The organism is Komarekiella delphini-convector SJRDD-AB1, assembly GCF_014831675.1.
In the GTDB taxonomy this organism is placed as follows: Bacteria; Cyanobacteriota; Cyanobacteriia; order Cyanobacteriales; family Nostocaceae; genus Komarekiella.
This window is the reverse complement of sequence record NZ_VJXY01000022.1, coordinates 49,897-73,360: the sequence shown is the minus strand read 5'-3', so window position 1 is coordinate 73,360 and position 23,464 is coordinate 49,897. Positions and strand designations below refer to the sequence as shown.

Genomic DNA, 23,464 nt, shown 5'->3' with positions numbered 1-23,464 from the left:
CCTCTATCTTATGGGGAATGGGGAATGAGTAATGGGGAAGAAAAATACGGTTTCCCAATGACCAATGACCAATTCCCAATCCCTAATCCCTTTTACACTATCTCCCCAGAACCTCATTTCTCCATCTACTCATAGCTCTCAAATAAGCCCCAACTGGAACCTGGTAAACCTCAATAAAAATCCAAACAATAATTGATAAATGCGACAAGAAAGTTAATACCGTCCAAATATAGGGCATCCAGCTAATGGGCGCTTGTGGAGTAGGCGGAAAATAGTAAGCGACTGTGCCAATTAAAATTGTAGGAAAAATTACAAAAGCAGCAGAGGCTAATCCATAACCCCAACCTAATTCCATACCTTCCAACTGGGCTTCTGTCCAACCGAAACCATTCCAACGCCAAATTAACGGAGGTTGCCGAGAAGGCATCTTAATTTGCTGTACTTCTAGGTTGACAGTAAAAATTTCTTGGCAAAAGTCACAAGCCATAGCCTCCATCAAAGGCATATGAGAAATCTTACCTATCCTACAGACTGGGCAGGGGTAAACTCCGTGATAGTCGAAAGATGTGGCTAAGATTTTAGAACTGGGCATAATCAACTGGTGATCCTAAAAACTTGATCGGGTCAATGAGGACTTAAGTAAGAATGATGAATTTTTTGCATTCATTTTGGATCATTCAATTACGGATTATCCATGACCTAACAATTTTGGTAAAGTTATGTAACTTTGGCAAGATCTAATGGCAAGCGGCCTTCTTAGTCTATACAAACAAGCAACTAGTCTTGATTCCCACAGTCAGTTGTACTGAGTCTATCGCTTTTTTTGGGCGTTGTGGGGGTCTTGACAGCGCCGACTCTTTCTGCTAATTTTCTGAATAAAGGTATAGACTAGAATTTTGTAAGTAAACATCCCGCAAATGTTCAACAGAAATTCTTACTTTTATTTTTGGTTTAGGGTGGTTCACTGGGAGTGAATCGAGTTTCCTAATGGGAACCGCCCAGTGAACCGCAGAGCAAACTCTGCGGTTTTTGTTTTTCAAGGAGCATAATCTCATCGTGATTACCTATCTAAGTAACTATTTTTATAGCTTTTACTTTTGGCCCAGAATCAGTTCCGGGTAGATAGCGTCATGTCGATGAATCAGAACGCGCCCGGAACTTCTCGAAGGTTCCGGGCTTTGTTGTTAATAGGGATTAGAAAAATTTAAGAGTAGAGACGCGATTAATCGCATCTGTACAAGGGTTAAGGGTCAAGAGGCGGAGGAGCAGGGGAGAAATACCAATCCCCAATCCCCATTGCCCCTTATCCCCAGAGGGGGCCCCGAGTTCCCCAATCCCCAATCCCCAATCCCCAGTCTCCAGTCCCCAATACCCAATACTCAGGAGAATGAAATCATGATTAACGCTAAACTTGCTGCACAATCTCATACTAACCACCAAACAATCGTTAAACTTTCAGAAAAAGTCGCTTTCGGCGGCGAAGAACTGGTAATTATCGGCGGGCCTTGCACTGTTGAAAGCTTGGGACAAATGGAGACAGTTGCCCAAAAGCTAGCTACTACATCCGTACAGGCGTTGCGTGGCGGTGTCTACAAACCTCGCACATCTCCTTACGCCTTCCAGGGTATGGGAGAGGAAGGGCTAGAAATTTTGGCTAGAGTGCGATCGCATCACCAAATCCCAGTTGTCACCGAAGTTATGTCAATTTCCCAAATTGAAGTAGTTGCCGCCCATGCTGATATGCTGCAAGTTGGTAGTCGTAATATGCAGAACTTCGACTTGCTCAAAGCTTTAGGGCAAGCTGGTAAGCCAATACTGCTCAAGCGTGGTTTAGCAGCGACAATTGAAGAGTTCGTGATGGCAGCTGAATACATCCTCAGTCATGGAAATCCTGATGTGGTTTTGTGTGAAAGGGGTATCCGCAGCTTCGATGATTACACACGCAACGTCTTGGATTTAGGAGCAGTGGCAGCACTCAAGCAAATAACTCACTTGCCTGTAATTGTAGATCCTTCCCACGCCGTAGGTAAACGGGAACTAGTAGCACCGATGGCTAAAGCTGCGGTGGCTTGCGGAGCAGACGGATTAATTATTGAGTGTCACCCAGAGCCAGAAAAATCCGTTTCTGACGCACGTCAAGCGCTTTCCTTAGAAGATATGATGCATCTAGTTGATAGTTTAAAGCCGATAGCGGCAGCTGTTGGGCGGAATATATCAGAAGCGATCGGGGCAGGTTCCAAACCCACCCCGATTTTTTGTGCTGCTTAAATTTTGGTCAAGGCAAGAAACCATTGTAGAGACGTTGCATTGCAACGCCTCTACTCTTTATCGGATCATGTGATAGCGAGCATTGTGGGGAATAACAATACACAGTTACATTGCAACGTCTCTACTCTTTATCGGATCATGAAGAATGATTAAGAAAAATTGGTTTAGACAAACATGATGAAGATACTAGCTGAATTGATTGGGATTGAGGCAAAATTACAGATTGATTGGGTTTTGGTAAATACTTGCTTGCAGTTTGCCAGTTGGGGATTATTTTCACTTTTGCTCGCTGAGGTTTTGAGAGACAGTTATCATGCTTTGTGTCATCAAGTCAGTTGGCTGGCTAAATGGCATAACAAGCACCACATGGCGTATCGCCGGGATTTATCGATAGTTTCCCTGAAAACGTACCAAGATTCCCAACTATATCACGACATTTTAGAATCAACTTTATTGGTAGTGGTATTGATAGTAATTGCCTTAGTTGTGGGGCAAATGGGTTTATGGTTAGGAGTAGCCTATGCTTGCACCTTCTTGTTTGGTGCATCTCAACGATATATCCTAGGAACAATTGATACAGATTACAACCACTTACCTGGCCCTTTAGAAACAACTCCATCCGTTTGGTGGGTGAATCGTTCTTACCATTGGCGACATCATTTTGATGATGTTAACGCCTATTACAGTGGAGTCTTTCCCCTAGTGGATAAAATTCTGGGAACTGGATTATCTCTTAAAGGTAAAACAATCGCTTTAACCGGAGCATCAGGTGCTTTAGGGCAAGCGTTGGCTGCTGAACTTTTAAAGAATAATGCTAAAGTCGTCGCTTTAACCACTAATCCAGAAAAATTGGTAGAGCAAGCTGGGGTAAAGGTGATTCCTTGGCAGTTAGGTAATGAAGCCGAACTGAGGGATAGTTTAGAGAAAATTGATATTTTGATTATCAACCACGGAGTAAATGTCTATGCTAGCCGCACACCTCAAGCAATCAACTCTTCTTATGAGGTGAATACCTTTTCAGCGTTGCGGTTGATGGATTTATTTTTGACAACTGTAACAGGGTCACAGGCAAAGGCAACTAAGGAAATCTGGGTTAACACTTCCGAAGCTGAAGTATCCCCAGCACTTAGTCCGCTTTATGAACTCAGTAAACGAGCGCTGGGGGAGATTGTTACTTTGAAACGGTTGGACGGAGATTGCGTAATTCGTAAGTTAATCCTCGGCCCGTTTAAGAGTCAACTCAATCCTTATGGAGTGATGTCGGCACAGCAAGTAGCTCGTGCCATCCTGTTTTTAGCACGACGAGACTACCGAAATATCATTGTGACAATCAATCCTCTCACCTATGTACTTTTTCCTTTAAAGGAAACTAGTACTTGGCTATATTATCGAGTTTTTAGTAAGACAGCGAAGAATCATTCATAAAATCATCAGGCAGAGATAACTCTGCCTTATTTTGTAATCGCTCAAAGCTTTTGAATAATGTTACTAATAACAGACAAAAATATCAATGCCAAAAATGTGGTTTTGACTACGCTATTGTATTGAATTAGTAAGATAAAATCACCGTAGACATTTCATCAAACTACTGAGTTTAATTTAGTAGCCAAAAAGGGATAGCCAATGAGCAGAGAAGTAGTCAAAGTAATCTTATGGGAAGAAAATCAAAAAGATTATCTAAAAAAGTTCTATGATCTACAATTTACTCCCAGAATTGGAGAGGAAGTTTACCTAAAAAAGGAGAAATGGAGAGTAACCAGAGTTGAGCATGATTTAGAAATTAGTGAAGTTAATGTCTATATGGAATTAATTAAAAAAGTGAAGCAGGATAAATCATCCAACTCATAAATAAAAGTAAACACACTCAAATACTCAGGACTTACGCACTCAGATCCCCCAACCCCCTTAAAAAGGGGGCTTTAGAAGTTCCCCCCTTTTTAAGGGGAGCCAGCGCGGTCTTCTCCCAAAGGGAGAGGCTAGCGCCAAGGGGGTTTCCACGCCACTCCCCACAACGGATAGCGCAGCGAAGCGCGAGTCTTGTCTGCGACACGCTGCGCGAACGAGCGTCGGGAACCTCTGCAAGGGGGTGGCTCCCCATGAGCGACTGGCGTGGGCTAGGGGGGATCTAGGTTTCAGGATTCAGTGCGTAAGTTCTAATACTATAAAAGGAAGGTTATTAGCCTCCCTTAATTTTTAGAAATTTTTAATTTGAGCCAGGTTAGCTTAGAATTTAAGTAGTTGTTATATTGCTCACTTCCAATTTACTTATGTCTGAAAATTTCTCTACCGAAATTAGTTCGCGTATCTGCAACCACATGAATGAAGATCATGCTGATGCCATAGTTCTTTATGCTAAAGCTTTTGGTGGTGTAATGGATGCGATCGCAGCACAAATGCTGGCAATTGATTCTGAGGGTATGGATTTAACAGCACAAGTAAAGGGGGAAGCTGTGCCAATTCGCATTCAATTTGATCATGTTTTAGCAGACGCGGAAGATGCTCACCAAACGCTAATTGCAATGGTGAAGCAGGCGCGAGTTAAGGCAAAGTAAAAATCGCTCTAGCTTATTTTCAATTTTGTTTTGTGTAGCGATCGCTTAACTTGTGGGATACCATACAAACTGTCCCACCTTATTAATGTAACCAGCTTTGCCACCAACATATACTAATGCCAACCCAGAAGTAAAACTAAGAGCTAAATCAAATTGAGGTGGAATGACTATTTTTCCATTGGTATTAATATAGCCGTACTTATCGTCAACTTTGACAGCAGCTATCCCTTGGGAAAAACTTGTTGTTCTATCAAAGCGTGGCTTAATTGCTATCTGACCATTAGAAGCGACATAACCCCATTTATCGCCAATTTGAACTACTGCTAATCCTTCAGTAAATTCCCAAGCTTGTTCAAATTGCGGTTCAATTGCCATTGCGCCTGTTTTGTCAATATAGCCCCATTTATCGCCAACTTGGACTGCTGCTAACTCTTCAGAAAATCTTAAAGTCTCATCAAACTGTGGCTTAATAACTAACTTGCCAGTAGAGCTAATATAGCCCCATTTGTCGCCAATTTGAACTGCTGATAGTCCTTCATAGAAATGCTTAGCGCCATCAAATTGTGGTTTAATAACTATCTTTCCAGATGAATTTATATAACCGTATTTTTCATCAATTTGGACTGCTGCTAATCCCTGATTAAAGGCTAAAGCCTGACTGAACTGAGGTTTAATAGCTATCTTGCCATTGGTGTCGATGTAGCCGTATTCATAATCAATTACTACTAATGCTAATCCATTTGAGAAGGCATAAGCTAAACGAAATTGCGGTGGAATAACTTTTTTCCCCATCTCGTTGATATAGCCGTACTTGTCATCAACTTTAATCTGCGATCGCCCATCGATAAAATTCCAAGCCAAATCAAACTGCGGTTCGATAACTATCTTTCCAGTTTGGTCGATAAAACCATATTTACCATTCTTGATAATCCGAAATAGTGGACTTGACACAAGCTTAGTCTCCGATGAAGAATTTGATGTTTGCTTATGTTGTTCAGGGAGATTCAATGCCTGCATTTGCTGCTGATAGATACCAGTTAGCCCACTTGAAATAGTCAGAAAAATAAAAAGCGAAATAGTTCTGTTCATCTTTATAATGTACACTTACTTAATCTTCTGTCCGTAGCAACCAAAAGCCACTATAAGTCATCCCTGAATCATCAGGTTGCACTAACAAAAAGTGTAATCCTCGACTTAGTTGTTTTCGCTGTTCATACATTTTGGCTGCGGCTGTAACTTCTGGATCTTCAAATGTAGCAACTATCCATCTATCTACTAAACCAGCTTCTAATACTAAGCCATCTGGAGCACCAGAAATATAATTTAACGCCACGGGACGAGCTTGATGCAACCATCGTGCTAAAGGCAACGATTGCCGTCCACCATAGATGACGACGCCGGGGATAGGCACTGTTGACGCCAAACCTATATTCATGGGTTTAAGAAATTCTGGCATATGTAAATGAGGAATGGGGCGATCGCTAAATCTCGTTTCCACATCATTAGCCGGTAAACTCGCAAACCGCCATTGTTCTCCCCAGAGATTTTCTGGTAATGGTGCTGGTGGTGGTTTCTCTAGCGCCAAAGGATATTGCTTTTCCTGCAACCATTGCTTTAATGCGAAAGTGCGGCGGTTCGGTTGGACATTAATACCTAAATTGCGCCCAGCCGCTTCAATTAAACTCAAAGACTGGGGACGAAACACCTGAATTATATCTGGGAGTTTTTCACCACCTGCTAACTCAAGTTGCTCTGCAACCCAACTCGAATTCGCTGCTGATTGCGGACAACTAGCTTCATACTCAAAGCTGCGAGTCGCATCACAAATCAACAACTCCCACAATACTTGCCCTGCGGCATCCCGCAACGGACTACGATAAAAATCAGCTTGCCAAATTTTCATGAGTTAAAACGACAGATAAACACAGATAGGCTGATTCTATCTATAACTGTGTACATCTACGGAAAGTTTGAGCGCCAGTTTCCAGCGCTTAGACTTTCCAAAACATTATTTATAAAAAGGCGTTTTTCATCCCATTCCTTCTCCATAGGTGATGAAAAACGCCCCAACGCCGTTAACAGTCAACAGTTAACAGTCAACAGTCAACAGTCAACATGAAATCTCATCACCTTTTAGGGGTGGGATGAGCTTAACTGAAAGCATAAGTAAACGACGAGAAATTAATGTTTGAAGTCATAATCGTATCTATAATTTCCCCGCCAAGGGCCCCAAATTGCGAAAGTAGTGCCAGGAGTTTGAACATTTACGAACAAAGTCTCACCATTAGGTGAGAAGCAGGCTCCTGCAAATTCGCTTGTATTGAAGGCGTTACGCGCAAATTGATAAAGTTCTCCTTTGGGAGTCACACCGACTAAGAACTGTTGGTCATCTCCATCTTCACAGAGGATGAGATCGCCGTAGGGTGAAATAACTATGTTATCAGGGCTATCGAGTTCATCTACATCTGTAGATTCTACAAATAGTTCGATTGTCTCTTTTTTGGGAATATAGCGCCAGACTTGACCTAGTTCTTTAGCACCACCACTTGTACAGCAAAAGTAAATTTCACCATCGCCGTACCAAATACCTTCTCCACGGACAAATTGAGCAGCACCTAGCTCAAAGCCTTGAAATCTAACGTTATCTTCGTCAAGTGGATTTGGCTGAGGAATTTTTACCCAGTCTACTTTCATTGGCTTCCGCAATTCAAAACCAGTAGCGGTGTTTGCTTGAGGTTTACCAACAATTCTCAGAGCTTCAAGAGTGCCTCCTTGTTTCAACTTGCCAGGTACTTTTGGAATAAAACGGTAGAAAAGGCTATCTCCCCGGTCTTCTGTCTCATAAACAATTCCGGTTCTGGGGTCTACGGCAACAGCTTCATGATTAAATCGTCCCATAGCGACTAAAGGCTCAGGCTTTACAGGAGTTGTGGCGCTAGCTGGAACTTCAAAGTTGTAGCCGTGGAACTGCGAGACATAGTTTGGATCACCCAGAGGTGCTGAAGTTGGAGTAGAGGTATTCTCTTCACAGCTAATCCATGAACCCCAAGGAGTTAGTCCACCTGCACAGTTACGATAAGTTCCACTTAGGGAAGTGTAATGTTTAATGAGCTGGCGATCGCGTCCAATAACTAGGGTCGTTGTGCCACCCTTACAAAACGGATCGTAAGGATTTGGCCCTTTAAGTTGTGTACTGGAATTAGGACTAAGTTCGTGATTGCGAACCAAGATAACTGTGTTTCCGCGGCCGCGGAAAGCCGCCATACCATCATGACCACCCGGCACTAGAGTGCCATCGTTCATCAGGTCGTTTCTTTGGGACAAAACACGATACTGAAATCCGGGTGGTAAATCCAATAAGCCATTGGGGTCTTTTACAAGTTCTCCGTAACCTTTACCAAATACACGTCTGCCTTTAGCTGTTCTGGCATAAAGACCTTCCAAAGGAGACACTAGTGCAGTGGCAGCAGCACTCGTACCTGCTAATACAAAAAATTTACGTCGTGATAATTTCATGAGGGGAGAGTATTTTGGTTACATAAAATGCTTAGAAGAAAGTATTTGATTTCGATTAAGTTTGGGTAATGCTTGATTTAACTTAGGATTATTAAATGAAAGATTAATTTTTTAAAAGTTTTCGCAAAACAAGGTAGATTTATACTAAGACGATTCAGATCATCCTATAAAATAAAGCTTGGCGATAGACAAAAAAGCCTGCCAAGGCAGGTTTAGATAGTTATTTAGTAACTAGAAAAATAATATTTATTTAATAAAAGTAAAAAAGCAATTTAATTAAAGAAAAACCATATTTATTTGCTAATGAAATACAGTTTTTTGTTTTTTAGATCTGAGATATAGTTTTTTTGTTTTTTACATTACCCTTGGCTCTCAGCGGATTTGCTGTTGCGAGCACGAAGTTCCGAGTTCTGAGCACGAAGTTCCGAGTTCTGAGCACGAAGTTCCGAGTTCTGAGCACGAAGTTCCGAGTTCTGAGCACAAAGTTCCGAGTTCTGAGCACGAAGCTCCGAGTTCTGAGCACGAAGCTCCGAGTTCTGAGCACGAAGCTCCGAGTTCTGAGCACGAAGCTCCGAGTTCTGAAGGTGAAAACTGGAGTTTTGAGCTTTAATAAACCTGCCTTGAAAATAGAAGCTCAAACAACGCAGAATCTAATACCAATTCACGAAAATCTTGATACATATAGATTTTTTGTAGGGGCACGGCAATGCCGTGCCCCTACCTGACAATGCCAAAAAGTTTAATGTTAGGATGCGTTAGGCGATCGCTAATATACTATACCTCTTGTAAATATCTTTAAGAGCAAAGCCGGAGTCTCCAGCTTTGCTCTTGAAAGGCATAAAGCAAATTGTGCAAATTAAAGAGTAACGTGCTCTAGAGCAGAACTTTAGCCAAAATCGGTTCTACACTCTTAGAAATCTCTGGGACATACACTTGTGAAACATAGTCAGCAATCATCCTGTCTGTGTTAAACAGCGGTGCATTTGTCTTAATCGACGCTTTCATCATTTGTACCCAGCGGTGGGGAACACCTTGAGCATCTTGGTCATAGTATAGGGGAACAATTTCTTCTTCCAATAGCTCATATAGCGATCGCGAATCAATCCGATCTTGCAATTGTTGGTCACTGGTGTGAGCATCTTCCCCAATTGCCCAGCCGTTAATTCCTTTACCGTCTTGTCCTGCTTGATAGCCTTCGCACCACCAGCCATCTAAGACGCTGCAATTAATCCCCCCGTTGAAGCAGACTTTTTGACCACTTGTACCAGACGCCTCTAAGGGACGACGAGGATTATTTAGCCAAACATCCACGCCTTGCACTAGTTTTTGACCAGTGTAAATGTCGTAGTCTTCAATAAAGGCGACGCGGTTGATAATCCCGGAATTGTGACACCACTCCATCAAGCGCTGGATAATCCGCTTACCTTCTTCATCGGCTGGGTGGGCTTTACCTGCAAAGATAATTTGTACTGGACGTTGGGCATTACCAAAAATCTTCAGTGCTCGTTGTGCATCGCGCAAAATCAGATCCCCACGTTTGTAAGGACTAAAGCGTCGAGCAAATCCAATGGTCAACACATTGGGATTTAATAGGGTTTCAGTCGCTTTAATTAGTTCGTAACTTTCGCCACGCAACTCCCGCGATTTCTTGATTTTATAACGGGTGTAAGCAATCAATCGTTCTTTGAGGATGAGATGTCGCGACCACAGTTCCTCATCGGGAATCTCATCAATTTTTGCCCACATCTTGGGATCAACGGCGCGAGTTTTCCAGTTTTCTCCCAAATACTGATTGTATAAGTCACCGAGCAGGGGTGCAGTCCAAGTAGGAGCATGAACGCCATTGGTAATGTAACCAATGGGTACTTTATCTTCTGAGCGCTGCGGATAGAGAATTGTCCACATTTTACGAGAAACTTGACCGTGCAATTCACTCACGCCGTTACAAGCACGAGACATCCGCAATGCCAAAACGGTCATCCCAAAGGGTTCCCAAGGGTCGCCCAGTCGCCTTGCACCCAATGCCAAAAATTGCTCGCGGGAAAGTCGCAATTGTGGCCAGTAGCTAGCAAAGAAGGAGTCAATTAAATCGGGCGAGAAGACATCGTGACCGGCGGGAACGGGAGTATGGGTAGTGAATACACAACTGTTCCGCACTTTGGCTTCGATGTCGTAGAAGGATTTACCAGTCCGCTCAATTTCTAAACGGGCAATTTCTAAAGTGCAGAAGGCGGCATGTCCTTCGTTGAGATGATAAACAGAAGGTTGAATTCCCAAGGCATCCAGAGCACGCACACCACCAATTCCTAAGACAACTTCTTGGGCGATGCGGGTTTCTAAGTTACCACCGTATAGATGTCCAGTTAGCCAGCGGTCGATGGGATCATTGTCATGGCGATCGCTATCTAATAAATATAAAGTGACTCGCCCAACTTGCACGCGCCAGATTTGCACTTTCACCGACCGCTGACGAACTTGTAGTTGGATAGTCAGTGGTTCCCCTTGCTCATTTTTAATTAATTCCAGGGGCATGTGCTGGAAGGGGTTGTCAATGTAATAATCTTCTTGCCAACCTTGGCGGTTCAAACGCTGGCGAAAGTAACCTTGACGATACAATAAACCGACACCAACCATTGGCACACCCAAATCTGAAGATGATTTGAGGTGATCCCCAGCCAGAATACCTAAGCCACCGGAGTAAACGGGTAGGGATTCATGAATGCCAAATTCAGCGCAAAAGTAAGCAATGGGGCGGGATGCAGAAACTTGCGGTGCAACCCGACTTACCCAAGTGTCTTTCTGAGTAATGTATTGATCAAACTCACGCGCTAACGCAGAAATCTGCTTTAAGTAATATGGATCTTCCGCTAATTGGGTAAGACGCTCATAGCTTGCAGACTCTAAGATTGCTACTGGGTTATGTCCACAGCGTTCCCATTCTTGGGGATCAATCGTTTGAAATAGCGAGATGCGATCGCCACTCCAACTCCACCAATAGTTATAAGCCAAATCTGCTAAGCGCTTGAGCGGCAAAGGTAACTTTTCACTCAAGCGTTGTGCTGGGGTGATTGCACTGGTATTAGCCATACTAAATCTACGTCCTCTCTCTTAACTTTCTCTCTATGCTGCTCCGAATCAATTTGTCTTCAGGCTTACAACGCCGGAGTTTTCATTTATGAACTCTCCCCTGAAGTCGAGCAGTTTATCGACATCAAACCTTATTCAAGATAATGGCTCTTAGCGTTTTTGTCTTCTAATTATCCCTGCTTTATAGGCAAGTTTGAGATTTTTTTATATCAAATTCGTTGACATTAATTTAAATTATTTATTTTGTTGTTAACATTTATTTAATAGTTAGCAACAAATAAGCAAGATTATGCATATATCTTGCTAGAAGTCACTTCTGACTAGATATGTTGGCATCAGAATTACGCTTTTACACATCAATGACAGCGATTTTACTGTTATAAAAAGGCGTCGAGAAAACCCATTCCTTTTAGGGATGGGATGAAAGACGCGCCAACGCCGTTAACAGTCAACAGTCAACAGTCAACAGTCAACAGTCAACATTGTCTAGCAATGTTTCGGTAACTCCTAAGAGGATGTTTGAAAAATCCTTAGTGATGTATCAAATATTTTGAGATCCCCCTAAATCCCCGCCACTTGCTACAAGTCGGGAAACCCGACGACAGTCGCCTCAAGTCGGGAAACCCGCCCACGGCGCTGTCTCCCCAACACAGTGGCTCCCCTTAAAAAGGGGGACTTTGAATCAAATTCCCCCCTTTTCAAGGGTAGCCAGCGCGGTCTTCTCCCAAAGGGAGAGGCTAGCGCCAAGGGGGTTTCCACGCCACTCCCCACAACGGATAGCGCAGCGAAGCGCGAGTCTTGTCTGCGACACGCTGTGCGAACGAGCGTCGGGAACCTCCGCAAGGGGGTGGCTCCCCATGAGCGACTGGCGTGGGTTAGGGGGGAGCAACAAGTGCAAAGATACAGCCAACCACTTTTCAAACAACCTCTAAAGCGATCGCATGATGACGGATATGATCTTCAATAAAACTAGCGATGAAATAATAACTGTGGTCGTAGCCTTCTTGGTAACGCAAGTTAAGCGGTTGATTAACATCTGCACAAGCTTGTTCAAATACCTCTGGCATTAATTGCTCAGCTAAAAATTTATCCGCAGTTCCTTGATCAACAAGAATTGGACTATGATAACCTAGTTGCTTAACCAATTCGCTAGCATCATAGGCACGCCAACTTTCTTGATTACTGCCAAGATAACCACTGAAAGCTTTTTGTCCCCAAGGACAACGCATGGGTGCAGTGATCGGAGAAAAAGCTGATACTGATTTGTATAGCTTGGGGTTTCTCATTGCACAAACTAAGGCCCCATGTCCCCCCATCGAATGACCGAAAATACTTTGTTTGTCCGGTTGTGCTGGGAAGTGTGCCTTAATTAAAACAGGTAATTCGTGGACAATATAACTATACATTTGGTAGTGCGATCGCCACGGTTCTTGTGTAGCATCAACATAAAAGCCTGCACCTGTACCAAAGTCCCAATCATCCTCCTCACCAGCAATCCCCCTGTTACGAGGACTAGTATCTGGCGCAATCAGCATTAAGCCGTACTCAGCCGCAAAGCGTTGCGCTTCCGCCTTCGCCATAAAATTCTCTTCAGTGCAAGTTAAACCAGAAAGGAAATATAGAACTGGTACTGGTTGTTGAATTGCTTGCGGTGGTTGATAGACAGCAAAGCGCATTTCACAGTTACAAGTTGAGGAGAGATGACTGTAAAAGCCAACTTTGCCACCGAAGCTTTTATATTCAGAAATGAGGTTAAGATTAGTCATTTATTTAGCAATTAGTAAAATTCATTAGCGTGGCTATTTTAATGCTTTAATGCAATCAATTTGTAGCTAGTCATTAAGTTGTTTAAACTTTACTTACTTTTATTAAGTAAAGCTAGTATAACTTTCAACATCGACTAAAATAAGATTTTGTTCTTATTTAAACCTATCATCTTCAAAACCTCATGGTAAATACTGTTAGGGAAAACACGGAAAGTAATGGTCAAGCTAGCGAAAACAAAGAATATAATGGTCAAGCTAACAAAGCAAGTTTGAAATTTAAAGAAAAAATCAATGATAAAAAAGGATTTAATCTTGAAGACGTTATTGACGCTATCAAGATAGCCATAGTTGATGTTATTGAGTTAGACATTACTACTTGGGTTCCAGAATCATCTAATCAGTTAGACAACGAACTACAAAATGAGCAGGAAATAGCTAAACCAGGTAATCGTATGTATACGGTTATTAATCTAGTTGATGGCACTATAAACAATGAAGTTGGCAGTCAATTTATTGGTGCTGGCCCCTACACAGAACTTCGTGAATTTCATTTAAGTCAAGTTAAAGAAAGTCGCGAGATCATTCAAAAAAATATAGAAAGTGTGCAGAAGTTGTATGGAATTCTTATAGAAGTTCTTAAATCTCGTAAAAGTTCACAACAATCCACACTTAATAAACCTTAAGTCTTCTTTAGTTAATTAGATTCCAACTAAACCGCCTACAGCAACAACAATTTAGCTATAGGTAATTTTGTTCATGGCTCTAATCAAACACAATACTACAACCAGATTAGTCAGAAGTTAAGAGCGTACCACTATGGTTAATAAGGTTAATAAAGCTCAGGTTCAAGCTCAAGAATTGTTAGACAACCTAGTAAAGTCCGTACGGACACTACTTGATGACATCACAGCTTTAGAAGTGAATACAATGGTTGTGGATCAAATTACTGGAGCAAAGTTTAATGCTTGGAAGACATATCAAGAAATTTACTCCATAAATGATAAAGATTATTTTGACATAAAAAAGATTCCAGACAACTTACATGGGCGTTATAAAAGTCTCTTTGAACAACTTGAAAGAGAATATTTTTACATTCTCCTCGATAGCTATCTCGATCAGGATTCAGAGTTTTATAATCCCCAGGATGACAGAATAAGAAGATATCAAGAGCGCCTTGAATATTTGAAGGCGAATCAAGGGAAGATAGTTGAAACTGATGAGAAGTATGTGGAGCTAGCTGAGCCTATACTGCCGGCTCCATCTCCTGTTTTAGATAAAAGAGATAAAAGTTCTCAAGTTTCAGATGAAACAAAGAAAAACCATCAAGAAAATTGGGTCAAAAATTGTGCAGAAATTCGCAAACTTTTTAATAATGACGAATTTCTCCGCAGCCTTCGGAAAATTGCTGAACTGAAAGCAGCACTTGATAGTGGTGATGTTGAAAGTACCAAAATTGATATTATTTATGCTCAAACAGTCATGCAGTTAGACGGGGATATTATCAGCCGTTACCACAAGCAACTATTTGAGGAGGATGAAGAAACAAAAGATTTAATTATTCAAATACATAAAGAAGGAGTAATTGCTGGAGAGAAACAGTGGCGTGGAACATTGGATTTTCTGATTAGTTTGGTAAAGGGTATTGCTAATATAGCTCGATGATATACGCCAACAGCACACATCTAGATAATCAAGCTGATGTGATAGTTTCTTCTTTTTTAGAAATCGCTCAAGGTACTTCTTTTGAGCTAAAAATTGAACAATCACAGTATAGTTTTTACTTAAATGAGACTGTTATAAAACAGATTCAGCTAGCACAAAAAACTGGTTATTCTCTATATATTCCGCCAAAGTTGCTAGTTCCTCTTTGGTACTGCGCTAGCTTCAGCACTCATCTTGATATGCAAGGTGAAGAATCAGAAATTGTCATAAAACAGATTAGAAATTTTGATGTTGTTTTTATAGTAAATATTCTCAGATTATTTCTGAGAAAATCATTACAAGATAAAACAACCTTACAGTGTGGACTCACCTTTAACTCTTACTATAAACAGGATACATCAGCTTCAGTCGATTATAAAGACCAAGACATTGTTTTGCAAAGCACGATTATTCTTAATGGTGATATATTTCACAAAATTCGGAAGGATTTTCTCCAAAATTCAAACTGCTCGATAATTGTTTCTGCACATTATTGGCTAACTGATCAATTATTAAGTTACCTTAGAACTAATTTAAACCTGCTAGCTTGGGAGTTAATTTCGCTGTTTCCTGCTGGCTTTTTAGCTTGGAAATTATATTTAGTAAAGTCAGTTGGAGTTTTCTTATCAATATTCGTATGGCTAGGAATATTTATAGTATTTGCTACTATCCGTTACTTGCTTGTTAATCAACTTCAGAAACGGACTTCTATTAACTCTGAATATATAAATTGGTTGGTATGGGGAGTAACTTGTCTCACCCCTAGTATTTTTCTTAATTATATTGATTTCTTATTGTTGCTTTTTTTGTCACTGATTGGGCCGTTATTGAAAAGGGTTTTTAGCTTTATACTGTTACAAGTTGGAAAACGTATTATGCGTTGGGTACTGTCTTCGTAAGTATAGAGACGTTGCATTGCAACGTCTCTACAGAGGTTATCGATTGTGACAGCTAATAGTTGTAAGCTGGTGTTGAATCTAATTTTTACTTTTTCAATAGTTGCCAGCATTGTTGAGCGATCGCCCAATCTTCTTGAGTATGAATCACTAATACCCGTACTGCTGAGTCAGAGGTAGCAATATCCTGATCAACAGGCTGCTGCTGATTTTTCTCCGGGTCAAGTTTCAGTCCCAAAAATCCAAAAGCTTCACAGGCGGCTTGGCGAATTCCCGCAGAGTGTTCGCCCACACCAGCGGTGAACACCAACGCATCTAATCCCCCAAGACTGGCAAGCATTGCACCGATCCCAGCTCGCAACCGATGTACGTAGATATCCCAAGCGAGTTGAGCGCGGTAGTTACCTTGAGCGATCGCTTCAATTACTTGGGGTAAATCACTGGATACTCCCGAAATTCCTCGCAGTCCTGAAGCTTTATTTAGCACATAGTCTAGTCTTTCGGCTGAGTAATTGGATTGCCGCAATAGATAAATTAAAATCCCCGGATCAAGAGAACCAGAACGACTACCCATCATCAATCCATCCAGGGGTGTGAAGCCCATAGTAGTATCAATACTGCGACCGTTTTTAATCGCTGCCAAAGAACAGCCGTTGCCCAGATGGCAAGTAATTATCCGCAGGGATGCTAAATCTCGACCGAGGATATGGGCAGCACGTTGAGAACAGTATTGGTGGCTAATACCATGAAACCCGTAGCGACGGATACCTTGCTCTATCCACTCATAAGGGCCGGGATAGATTGCTGCTGCCTCCGGTAAAGTTGCATGAAATCCGGTATCAAATACTGCAACTTGGGTAACATCTCCCAAGCTTTTCTCTATTGCTTCTATGCCTTCTAAAGCAGCTGGATTATGTGCTGGTGCTAGATTAGAAAGACGAGCGATCGCTTTTTTGACATCCTCTGTAATTACCACACTATGTCGGTAATCTTGTCCGCCATGTACTACGCGATGCCCCACTACATCGATTTCTGACAACTGACCAATCACTTTGGTAGCGCCGCGACTGAGGGTATAGAGCATATAAGCAACGTGTGCCTGTCGGGAATCGCCATAGATTGATTCTTGCAGCGTTTCACCCGTCGCTGTTTTCACTTCAATTTCTGCCACACCCCGGTCTTGAGTCCAGTTGACTTTTCCTTGCCAAAGAGGCTGGAGTGCTTGGTTAGGGAGAGCTTCATCTGTGATTTCATACAGACAGCTTTTTTGACTGCTTGATCCGGCATTCAATATGAGTACTTTCATACTTTTACATCACTTACGTTTGTGAACTGTGAACTACATAATCACTGATTTCAAGTAATTAATAAACTTATTACCAATAGTCTAGGAAAAGCAAAAACGTGAAAGGTTTCAAGAAGCTATCCTCAATCGTGTTGCTACTATTAGCCTTTATCTATCCGCCTGCTTTGGCTCAAGCTAAGGATAGTAATCTGAATAATGTTCCTAATGAGCATCATGAGTCAGAAACAAATTTAGTTGAGGGTACAAGTGGCGAGCTTTTACTAACTCAACGACGGAATCGACGACATTACAATAGACGGGGGACTCGACGACATTATTATGGGAGGCGGCGGAATCGACGACATTATTATCGAAGACGCTATCGTTCTGGACGTTATTCTGGACAATACTACCGTCGTGGACAATGGGAACTTGTGCGCGATCGTCATGGAAGATTAATCTATGATTGGCAGCGGTTTTAACAGTAAACAGTAAACAGTAAGCAGTAAGCAGTAAATAGTAAGCAGTAAATAGTTGGGGGATTTAAACCCGCCAGCTCGCGCCTGCCACTAATCGGCTTTGGGTTATTAGTTTTCAGTTGCAAGTGAGCGCCCCCCTTAATGCTTACCCTTAAACCCAATTATGTTTACTGTTTACCGTTTACTGTTTACTGTTAAAACTATGCTTTATGGCAGTTGTCAATTGTCTGAAATTTACTCTAGCTCGTTTTATCAGCATTTACCTTTTATGTGTCAATTGATATAAGAATTTTTAATTTTTTTTGTTAATCAAGTCACTGTGCTACTGATCAAAAAATACAAACTATAATATTGAGGCAAATGCACTAGCAATAAACAATATGTGAAAAATGCTTAGTTTCACAACGCAAAAATATGCAATTTTTAATACAAAATATTATTGCTAAAAACTGATAATTACACAGAGATTTTGATGGTTCATAACACCTCAATTAATGTAAAAAAAAAGTGTCTGTTCTGTAATTCTTTGATTTAAAGGTGTTTAATAAACGTATTACCTAAATGTAGTAGAAGCAAAAACATGAAAGGTTTCAGGAAGCTGTCCTCAATTGTGATCTTGCTATTTGCTTTCGTGTATCCAGCTTCATTTGCTGAAGCGAAAGATACTTCTCTAAGTAATGATCTCAATGAACAAAGTAATGTGGCAGAAACTAACTTAGTTGGAGGTAACACTGAAGAAGTTTTAATTGCTCAAAGGCGTAATGGACGACGAGGCTATAGAGGCTCACGATATAGACGCCGAGTTTATAGACGACCAGTCTATAGACGTTCACGGTACAGACGATCGCAGTATAGACGATCGCAGTATAGACGCCCACAGTATAGACGCCCACAGTATAGGCGATCGCTGTACAGGCGATCGCAGTATAGACGACCAATTTACATACGACTAAATTGATGACATCTGAGGTAAGCAAAAATAGCTAGTAGTTAGTAGCCGTTCCACTAACCCTCCGGGTGATGCCTCCGGCACGCCAAGGAAGGGCGAACGCCAGATGTTCATGGAGGAAACCCCCAAGACCACACTGGCTCACCACTAACAGCGATCGCCATCCAGTCTTAATGGCTGACTACTACCTCTTCTTCAAGGCGAGACAATCTTTCTGCAAGAAGTTTTTCTAAGTCTTCCAGCGCCTTGGTAAATCCTTTAATACCCTCATCTAGTTTGTCAGATGCCATGCGATCAGCGGTGTGCATCTTATCAAAAGTAGCTTTGTCGATGGATATTTTCTCAATTGACAAATTTGCTACTTTGGCAGGGTCGAGTTTGCGTGGTAGTTCTCCAATAGTTGCTTGTAATTCAGCTAAAAGTGATGGAGAAATGGTTAGCAAGTCACAACCTGCGAGTTCGGTAATTTCGCCAACATTGCGGAAGCTAGCTCCCATAACTTCGGTTTTATAACCGAATTTCTTGTAGTAGTTGTAGATTTTGGTGACAGACAATACACCTGGATCTTCGGCTGCTGGGTAGCTATCGCGTCCGGTATCTTTCTTGTACCAGTCGAGAATTCGCCCAACGAAAGGAGAAATCAGAGTGATACCAGCTTCGGCGCAGGCGATCGCTTGGTGCAAGCCAAACAATAAGGTAAGGTTACAGTGGATACCTTCCTTTTCCAGAACTTCCGCAGCGCGAATGCCTTCCCAGGTGGAGGCAATTTTAATGAGTACGCGATCGCGGGAAACTCCAGCTGCTTTATATTGAGCAATTAAATCCCTTGCCTTGGCGATCGTAGCTTCTGTATCGTAAGACAAGCGTGCATCCACTTCTGTAGATACCCGACCGGGGATAATTTGCAAAATCTTTAGTCCAAAGGCAACAGCTAGACGGTCAAAAGCCAGAGAAACCACCTGTGCTTGGCTGGCTCCGGCTCCTGCATCTTTCTTTGCTTGGAGTAAAGTTTGATCGACAATTTCCTGATATTCCGGCATTTGTGCCGCAGCAGTAATCAGAGAGGGATTGGTGGTAGCATCTTGGGGTTTGAACTTCTCAATCGCTTGGATATCCCCCGTATCTGCGACCACAACAGTCATTGTCCGCAATTGTTCTAGTAAACTCTTAGGCATAAAATCCTCCGTGATGTTTGTTTAGGACTTACTAACTTCCCTCTTTTTCACACTCTCTGCTGTTCCTTCAATTCTGATTCTGGCAATTTTTCTTAAACATTGCCCAAGTTTTCTGGCTATTCAAAGCCTCAGCCTTATTTTAGGTGCGTTATGCCGAAATTGGCTGTCCAATGGAATGCACTTTGATTAAGCTAGTTGTTCCTGCTTTACCAATTGGGACGCCAGAGGTAATCACTACCTTATCGCCCTTATTTGCTAAACCCATGTCTACAACGGTGTTCACCACATTCGTAAACATTTCTTCTGCATTGTGGACTGGTGGGATCAGCAAAGGTTCTACACCCCAAGAAAGTGCTAGCTGACGGTAAGCAGTAGCGTCAGGGGTTAGGGCGATGATGGGTGTACTTGGACGATATTTGGATACTAGTCTCGCCGTACTTCCTGATGAAGTATTACAAAGAATTGCCCGTGAGCCTGTTTCGTAGGCGATGCGACATACTGCTTCTGCCACAGATTCGGTAACGCTGAGACTACCTGCTTCATGACACCAGGAATGTTTGCCACCTTCATCTAAAGCTTGTTCTGTCCGCATGGCAATATTATGCATTGTCTGGACTGCGGCGATGGGATATTCTCCCACAGCAGTTTCACCAGAGAGCATTACTGCATCCGTACCATCCAAGATGGAGTTAGCAACATCCGTTGCTTCGGCACGGGTGGGGTCTGGAGCGCTAATCATCGACTCCAGCATTTGCGTGGCTGTAATCACCGGTTTGCCAGCACGATTGCAACGGTGAATTATATCTTTTTGAATCAGAGGTACTTCGTGAATTGGCATTTCTACCCCCAAATCGCCACGGGCAATCATAATGCCGTCGGCAACATCTATGATCGCATCTAGTTGCTCTACTGCCTCTGCTCTTTCGATTTTGGCGATGACGCGAATATTTGCACCCGCTGCTTCAATCATCCGCTGGGCGGGTTCCAAGTCTTGTGGCGATCGCACAAAGGATACTGCTACCCAGTCTACGCCTAACTGAATCCCAAAACGCAAATCTAGCAAGTCTTTTTCGGTGATCGAACTGACGGGTAAACGAGTTTCTGGTAGGTTTACCCCCTTGCGTGTGGAAATTAACCCACCAATTTTCACCTGTGCTCGAATTCTATCGGCATCGCGATCGGTGACAATCAATTTGACACGACCATCATTAATCAAAATTTGTTCACCTGGTCGCACCATTGCAAACAAAGTGGGCAACGGTAGAGGGAGTTCGTCAATACTCTCGCCTTTCTCTTGCAAAACAAAGGTAACTTCACTGCCAGCTTCCACAATTAGCCCTTCTGGTGGCAAGGTTCCCAAACGAATTTTGGGGCCACACAAGTCTTGCATGATGGCGATCGGTTTTTGTTGCTCATTACTAATTTGTCTGAGGTGCTGAGCAGTTTGGGCGTGGAATTCATAGGCTCCGTGAGAAAAGTTCAGCCTTGCCATATTCATGCCAGCTTCTACTAATGCTTGTAGCCGCTCAGGTGCAGATGTAGCAGGCCCAACAGTACAAATAATTTTGGTTCGACGCATAGGAATTTAGAGATTTTAGGAATAACTTACGGGACACCTCAAGCGATCGCTTAAAACGTCCAAAAGCGTATCTGCTTGATATTGCTTATTGACTAAGTAAATGTGAGTTCGACAAATCTCTACCTGCCTTGAACTTTAGTTCAAGCTTGTCCTTCTCCATCTCAAACAAGGACAGGTTTTGCGTGGTAAAACCTCTTAAAGGTCTTTGTCTTAATTAGAATTGCATAGGCATAGCCAGCCGTAAGCATCGCCGAAATAGCAAATGCCAGCGCCGAAACAGCAAATGCCAGCGCCGAAACAGCAAATGCGATCGCCGAAACAGCAAATGCGATCGCCGAAATAGCAAATGCCAGCGCCAAAATAGCAAATGCCAGCGCCAAAATAGCAAATGCCAGCGCCGAAACAGCAAATGCCAGCGCCGAAATAGCAAATGCCAGCGCCGAAATAGCAAATGCCAGCGCCAAAATCACAATGGCAGTCTTCAATTGCCTATACCTATTTGCCTACAAAACCCTCACTTGATATGTACCTCAAACACTTATCTGTTGTTTTTTAGTTTGTCGAACTCACGTTAAGTAAAGTTACTTTATTCAGTCTTCAGGGTATTTACCATTTGACCCAAATCCCAAATCGGGGACTTGACATTAGGGACTGATAAATTTACCAATCCCTAATCCCTATTACCCAATTCCCAATCAAACTACAGCAACGGCATCGGCGAGTCTTTCTTTCTGTGACATCGATAACATTAGATCAACTACACGATTTGAGTAGCCCCATTCATTGTCGTACCAAGCAACTACCTTAAAGAAGTTTGAGTTGAGTTCAATACCAGCACCCGCATCGAAGATACTGGAGTGGGTATCACCTTGAAAATCTGTGGATACCACTTCTTCATCAGTGTATCCCAGGATACCTACTAGCGAACTCGCGGCAGCCTCCTTCATAGCCGCGCAGATTTCCTGATAACTAGTAGCTTTGGCAGTCTTAAAAGTTAAATCAACTACAGAAACATCAGGAGTCGGAACTCGAAATGCCATACCTGTCAACTTACCCTTCAATTCTGGTAAAACCAATGCTACGGCTTTAGCTGCACCTGTAGAAGAGGGGATAATATTTTGAGCTGCACCTCTACCACCCCGCCAGTCCTTTTTGCTAGGGCCGTCAACGGTTGGCTGAGTAGCAGTCATAGCGTGAACTGTAGTCATTAAACCTTCAGTTAATCCGAAGTTATCATTAATGACTTTAGCTATGGGAGCCAAACAGTTTGTAGTACAGCTAGCATTAGAAACAATGATATCTTTACTAGGGTCAAAGAGGTGATGATTGACACCCATTAGTAAAGTAGGAATCTTATCGGGGTCTTTGGTTGGAGCAGAAATCACAACTCGCTTTGCACCAGCTTTGAGGTGATTTGTTGCCCCCTCCTGACCGGTGAAAAGACCCGTAGATTCTACAACATAATCTACACCCAATTGTCCCCAAGGCAATTCTGCCGGATTCCTTACCGACATACAAGGGATAAAGTGCCCATCAATAACAATACCATCATCCTTTGCTTCAACCTTACTCTTCAACTTACCGTGGGTTGAATCGTATTTAAACAAGTAAGCAAGGTTATCTGGTGGTACTAGGTCGTTAATCCCCACAAACTCAATGTTGGGGTTATCAATGCCAGCTCGAAGCACAAGTCGCCCAATACGACCAAATCCATTGATACCAACTTTCAATTTAGTCAAGATAAAACCTCCTATTGTGGGAAGTTGGACAAAAGGAGAAAGGTAAAAATCAAATTACTTTCTACTTTCTGATCGTGACAGTCTCAGTCGGCTAAAGCATATTTGCTTGGCATCTTTTAAGGTTTGAGTCGTAACTTATGGTTGACTGACTTTTCCAATGTTCATCTGTGACAAAAACCCGAATACTTGACTTTTCAGCCTTCTCGGATTTGGTTGATTACAAGTACTCACACTACATTAAGTGCTCAACAGTAAGTAGCTTTAAGTTTCTAGTAAATCTTCGCAACTACTAGCATTCTTACTATTAAGCTATACCTGTTTAGACTTCAATCTAAACATTAGTAACAGATGTGTAACTGATTCTGTAGCGAAATTATCAATTGGTAAAAAATATAACGATTTTCATCCCAAATTGCTTTGAGGATGAAGACGGCATTGGATTTAATTAATTTATAAAAAGGCGTCGGGAAAA

At 42.2% G+C, this 23,464-nt stretch carries 20 protein-coding genes; 9 read left to right on the top strand and 11 right to left on the bottom strand.

Annotated features, from left to right (window positions below; translation table 11 throughout):
• Nucleotides 1-97 precede the first annotated feature (97 nt).
• Nucleotides 98-592, bottom strand: coding sequence for a hypothetical protein (locus FNW02_RS19975; RefSeq protein ID WP_191759250.1), 495 nt, complete (start codon nt 590-592; stop codon nt 98-100).
• A gap of 803 nt (nt 593-1,395) precedes the next feature.
• Here FNW02_RS19975 and aroF point away from each other — a divergent pair.
• From aroF to FNW02_RS19955, 4 genes are all read left to right on the top strand, one after another.
• Nucleotides 1,396-2,268 carry a 3-deoxy-7-phosphoheptulonate synthase gene (gene aroF, locus FNW02_RS19970; protein ID WP_191759249.1) on the top strand — a complete coding sequence of 291 codons (873 nt, stop codon included), beginning with the start codon at nt 1,396-1,398 and terminating at the stop codon, nt 2,266-2,268.
• Between the two features lie 174 nt (nt 2,269-2,442).
• The gene (locus FNW02_RS19965; protein WP_191759248.1) at nt 2,443-3,693 is read left to right on the top strand and encodes a bifunctional sterol desaturase/short chain dehydrogenase; all 1,251 of its coding nucleotides are present in this window, start codon (nt 2,443-2,445) and stop codon (nt 3,691-3,693) included.
• 198 nt (nt 3,694-3,891) lie between these two features.
• Nucleotides 3,892-4,116, top strand: a complete 225-nt coding sequence (locus FNW02_RS19960; RefSeq protein WP_191759247.1) for a hypothetical protein — start codon at nt 3,892-3,894, stop codon at nt 4,114-4,116.
• Between the two features lie 419 nt (nt 4,117-4,535).
• Complete coding sequence (locus FNW02_RS19955; protein WP_191759246.1) at nt 4,536-4,820, top strand: DUF2470 domain-containing protein; 285 nt, start codon at nt 4,536-4,538, stop codon at nt 4,818-4,820.
• Between the two features lie 45 nt (nt 4,821-4,865).
• On the opposite strand, the gene FNW02_RS19950 is transcribed toward FNW02_RS19955, so the two are convergent.
• The 5 genes from FNW02_RS19950 to fghA all read right to left on the bottom strand — a co-directional run bounded on the left by FNW02_RS19950 (nt 4,866) and on the right by fghA (nt 13,189).
• Nucleotides 4,866-5,771 carry a WG repeat-containing protein gene (locus FNW02_RS19950; RefSeq protein WP_348535421.1) on the bottom strand — a complete coding sequence of 302 codons (906 nt, stop codon included), beginning with the start codon at nt 5,769-5,771 and terminating at the stop codon, nt 4,866-4,868.
• A 157-nt stretch (nt 5,772-5,928) separates the two neighbouring features.
• Complete coding sequence (locus FNW02_RS19945; RefSeq protein ID WP_191759244.1) at nt 5,929-6,723, bottom strand: Tab2/Atab2 family RNA-binding protein; 795 nt, start codon at nt 6,721-6,723, stop codon at nt 5,929-5,931.
• A gap of 278 nt (nt 6,724-7,001) precedes the next feature.
• On the bottom strand, nt 7,002-8,336 hold the full coding sequence (locus tag FNW02_RS19940; protein WP_191759243.1) for an alkaline phosphatase PhoX: 1,335 nt from the start codon (nt 8,334-8,336) through the stop codon (nt 7,002-7,004).
• Between the two features lie 873 nt (nt 8,337-9,209).
• The gene (gene glgP / locus FNW02_RS19935) at nt 9,210-11,423 is read right to left on the bottom strand and encodes an alpha-glucan family phosphorylase (RefSeq protein WP_191759242.1); all 2,214 of its coding nucleotides are present in this window, start codon (nt 11,421-11,423) and stop codon (nt 9,210-9,212) included.
• A gap of 917 nt (nt 11,424-12,340) precedes the next feature.
• Nucleotides 12,341-13,189, bottom strand: coding sequence for an S-formylglutathione hydrolase (gene fghA / locus FNW02_RS19930; protein ID WP_191759241.1), 849 nt, complete (start codon nt 13,187-13,189; stop codon nt 12,341-12,343).
• A 182-nt stretch (nt 13,190-13,371) separates the two neighbouring features.
• Between fghA and FNW02_RS19925 the strand changes: the two genes are divergently transcribed.
• From FNW02_RS19925 to FNW02_RS19915, 3 genes are all read left to right on the top strand, one after another.
• Entirely contained in the window at nt 13,372-13,872 is a 501-nt protein-coding gene (locus FNW02_RS19925; protein ID WP_191759240.1) for a hypothetical protein, read from the top strand.
• A 133-nt stretch (nt 13,873-14,005) separates the two neighbouring features.
• A complete protein-coding gene (locus FNW02_RS19920) occupies nt 14,006-14,851 on the top strand; it encodes a hypothetical protein (RefSeq protein WP_191759239.1) in 846 nt (281 codons plus the stop codon).
• Nucleotides 14,848-15,789 (top strand): hypothetical protein, encoded by a 942-nt coding sequence (locus tag FNW02_RS19915; RefSeq protein ID WP_191759238.1) that lies wholly within the window; start codon nt 14,848-14,850, stop codon nt 15,787-15,789. The genes FNW02_RS19920 and FNW02_RS19915 overlap by 4 nt, the downstream gene beginning before the upstream one ends.
• A gap of 85 nt (nt 15,790-15,874) precedes the next feature.
• Here the strand turns inward: FNW02_RS19915 and FNW02_RS19910 are convergent, their stop codons facing one another.
• Complete coding sequence (locus FNW02_RS19910) at nt 15,875-17,092, bottom strand: acetate kinase (RefSeq protein ID WP_191759237.1); 1,218 nt, start codon at nt 17,090-17,092, stop codon at nt 15,875-15,877.
• A gap of 98 nt (nt 17,093-17,190) precedes the next feature.
• Between FNW02_RS19910 and FNW02_RS19905 the strand changes: the two genes are divergently transcribed.
• Both FNW02_RS19905 and FNW02_RS19900 read left to right on the top strand, forming a co-directional pair.
• Nucleotides 17,191-17,553: a hypothetical protein gene (locus tag FNW02_RS19905; RefSeq protein WP_191759236.1), complete on the top strand. Its 363-nt coding sequence runs from the start codon at nt 17,191-17,193 to the stop codon at nt 17,551-17,553.
• Nucleotides 17,554-18,311: 758 nt separating this feature from the next.
• Nucleotides 18,312-18,503, top strand: coding sequence for a hypothetical protein (locus FNW02_RS19900; RefSeq protein WP_191759235.1), 192 nt, complete (start codon nt 18,312-18,314; stop codon nt 18,501-18,503).
• A 166-nt stretch (nt 18,504-18,669) separates the two neighbouring features.
• Here FNW02_RS19900 and FNW02_RS19895 read toward each other — a convergent pair whose 3' ends face one another.
• From FNW02_RS19895 to gap, 4 genes are all read right to left on the bottom strand, one after another.
• Entirely contained in the window at nt 18,670-19,674 is a 1,005-nt protein-coding gene (locus FNW02_RS19895) for a transaldolase (RefSeq protein ID WP_191759234.1), read from the bottom strand.
• A gap of 148 nt (nt 19,675-19,822) precedes the next feature.
• Complete coding sequence (pyk, locus tag FNW02_RS19890; protein WP_191759233.1) at nt 19,823-21,253, bottom strand: pyruvate kinase; 1,431 nt, start codon at nt 21,251-21,253, stop codon at nt 19,823-19,825.
• Between the two features lie 161 nt (nt 21,254-21,414).
• Nucleotides 21,415-21,738, bottom strand: a complete 324-nt coding sequence (locus FNW02_RS19885) for a hypothetical protein (protein ID WP_191759232.1) — start codon at nt 21,736-21,738, stop codon at nt 21,415-21,417.
• Nucleotides 21,739-21,948: 210 nt separating this feature from the next.
• The gene (gene gap / locus FNW02_RS19880; RefSeq protein WP_191759231.1) at nt 21,949-22,992 is read right to left on the bottom strand and encodes a type I glyceraldehyde-3-phosphate dehydrogenase; all 1,044 of its coding nucleotides are present in this window, start codon (nt 22,990-22,992) and stop codon (nt 21,949-21,951) included.
• Between the last annotated feature and the right edge of the window lie 472 nt (nt 22,993-23,464).

What these genes read in the sequence shown, in the direction of transcription:
- FNW02_RS19920 (WP_191759239.1), top strand. Translation starts at nt 14,006, where the DNA reads ATGGTTAATAAGGTTAATAAAGCTCAGGTTCAAGCTCAAGAATTGTTA.
- FNW02_RS19915 (WP_191759238.1), top strand. Translation starts at nt 14,848, where the DNA reads ATGATATACGCCAACAGCACACATCTAGATAATCAAGCTGATGTGATA.
- FNW02_RS19945 (WP_191759244.1), bottom strand. Translation starts at nt 6,723, where the DNA reads ATGAAAATTTGGCAAGCTGATTTTTATCGTAGTCCGTTGCGGGATGCC.
- glgP (WP_191759242.1), bottom strand. Translation starts at nt 11,423, where the DNA reads ATGGCTAATACCAGTGCAATCACCCCAGCACAACGCTTGAGTGAAAAG.
- FNW02_RS19960 (WP_191759247.1), top strand. Translation starts at nt 3,892, where the DNA reads ATGAGCAGAGAAGTAGTCAAAGTAATCTTATGGGAAGAAAATCAAAAA.
- pyk (WP_191759233.1), bottom strand. Translation starts at nt 21,253, where the DNA reads ATGCGTCGAACCAAAATTATTTGTACTGTTGGGCCTGCTACATCTGCA.
- FNW02_RS19940 (WP_191759243.1), bottom strand. Translation starts at nt 8,336, where the DNA reads ATGAAATTATCACGACGTAAATTTTTTGTATTAGCAGGTACGAGTGCT.
- FNW02_RS19895 (WP_191759234.1), bottom strand. Translation starts at nt 19,674, where the DNA reads ATGCCTAAGAGTTTACTAGAACAATTGCGGACAATGACTGTTGTGGTC.
- aroF (WP_191759249.1), top strand. Translation starts at nt 1,396, where the DNA reads ATGATTAACGCTAAACTTGCTGCACAATCTCATACTAACCACCAAACA.
- FNW02_RS19925 (WP_191759240.1), top strand. Translation starts at nt 13,372, where the DNA reads ATGGTAAATACTGTTAGGGAAAACACGGAAAGTAATGGTCAAGCTAGC.
- FNW02_RS19965 (WP_191759248.1), top strand. Translation starts at nt 2,443, where the DNA reads ATGATGAAGATACTAGCTGAATTGATTGGGATTGAGGCAAAATTACAG.
- FNW02_RS19910 (WP_191759237.1), bottom strand. Translation starts at nt 17,092, where the DNA reads ATGAAAGTACTCATATTGAATGCCGGATCAAGCAGTCAAAAAAGCTGT.
- FNW02_RS19955 (WP_191759246.1), top strand. Translation starts at nt 4,536, where the DNA reads ATGTCTGAAAATTTCTCTACCGAAATTAGTTCGCGTATCTGCAACCAC.
- fghA (WP_191759241.1), bottom strand. Translation starts at nt 13,189, where the DNA reads ATGACTAATCTTAACCTCATTTCTGAATATAAAAGCTTCGGTGGCAAA.
- FNW02_RS19975 (WP_191759250.1), bottom strand. Translation starts at nt 592, where the DNA reads ATGCCCAGTTCTAAAATCTTAGCCACATCTTTCGACTATCACGGAGTT.
- FNW02_RS19900 (WP_191759235.1), top strand. Translation starts at nt 18,312, where the DNA reads ATGGACGACGAGGCTATAGAGGCTCACGATATAGACGCCGAGTTTATA.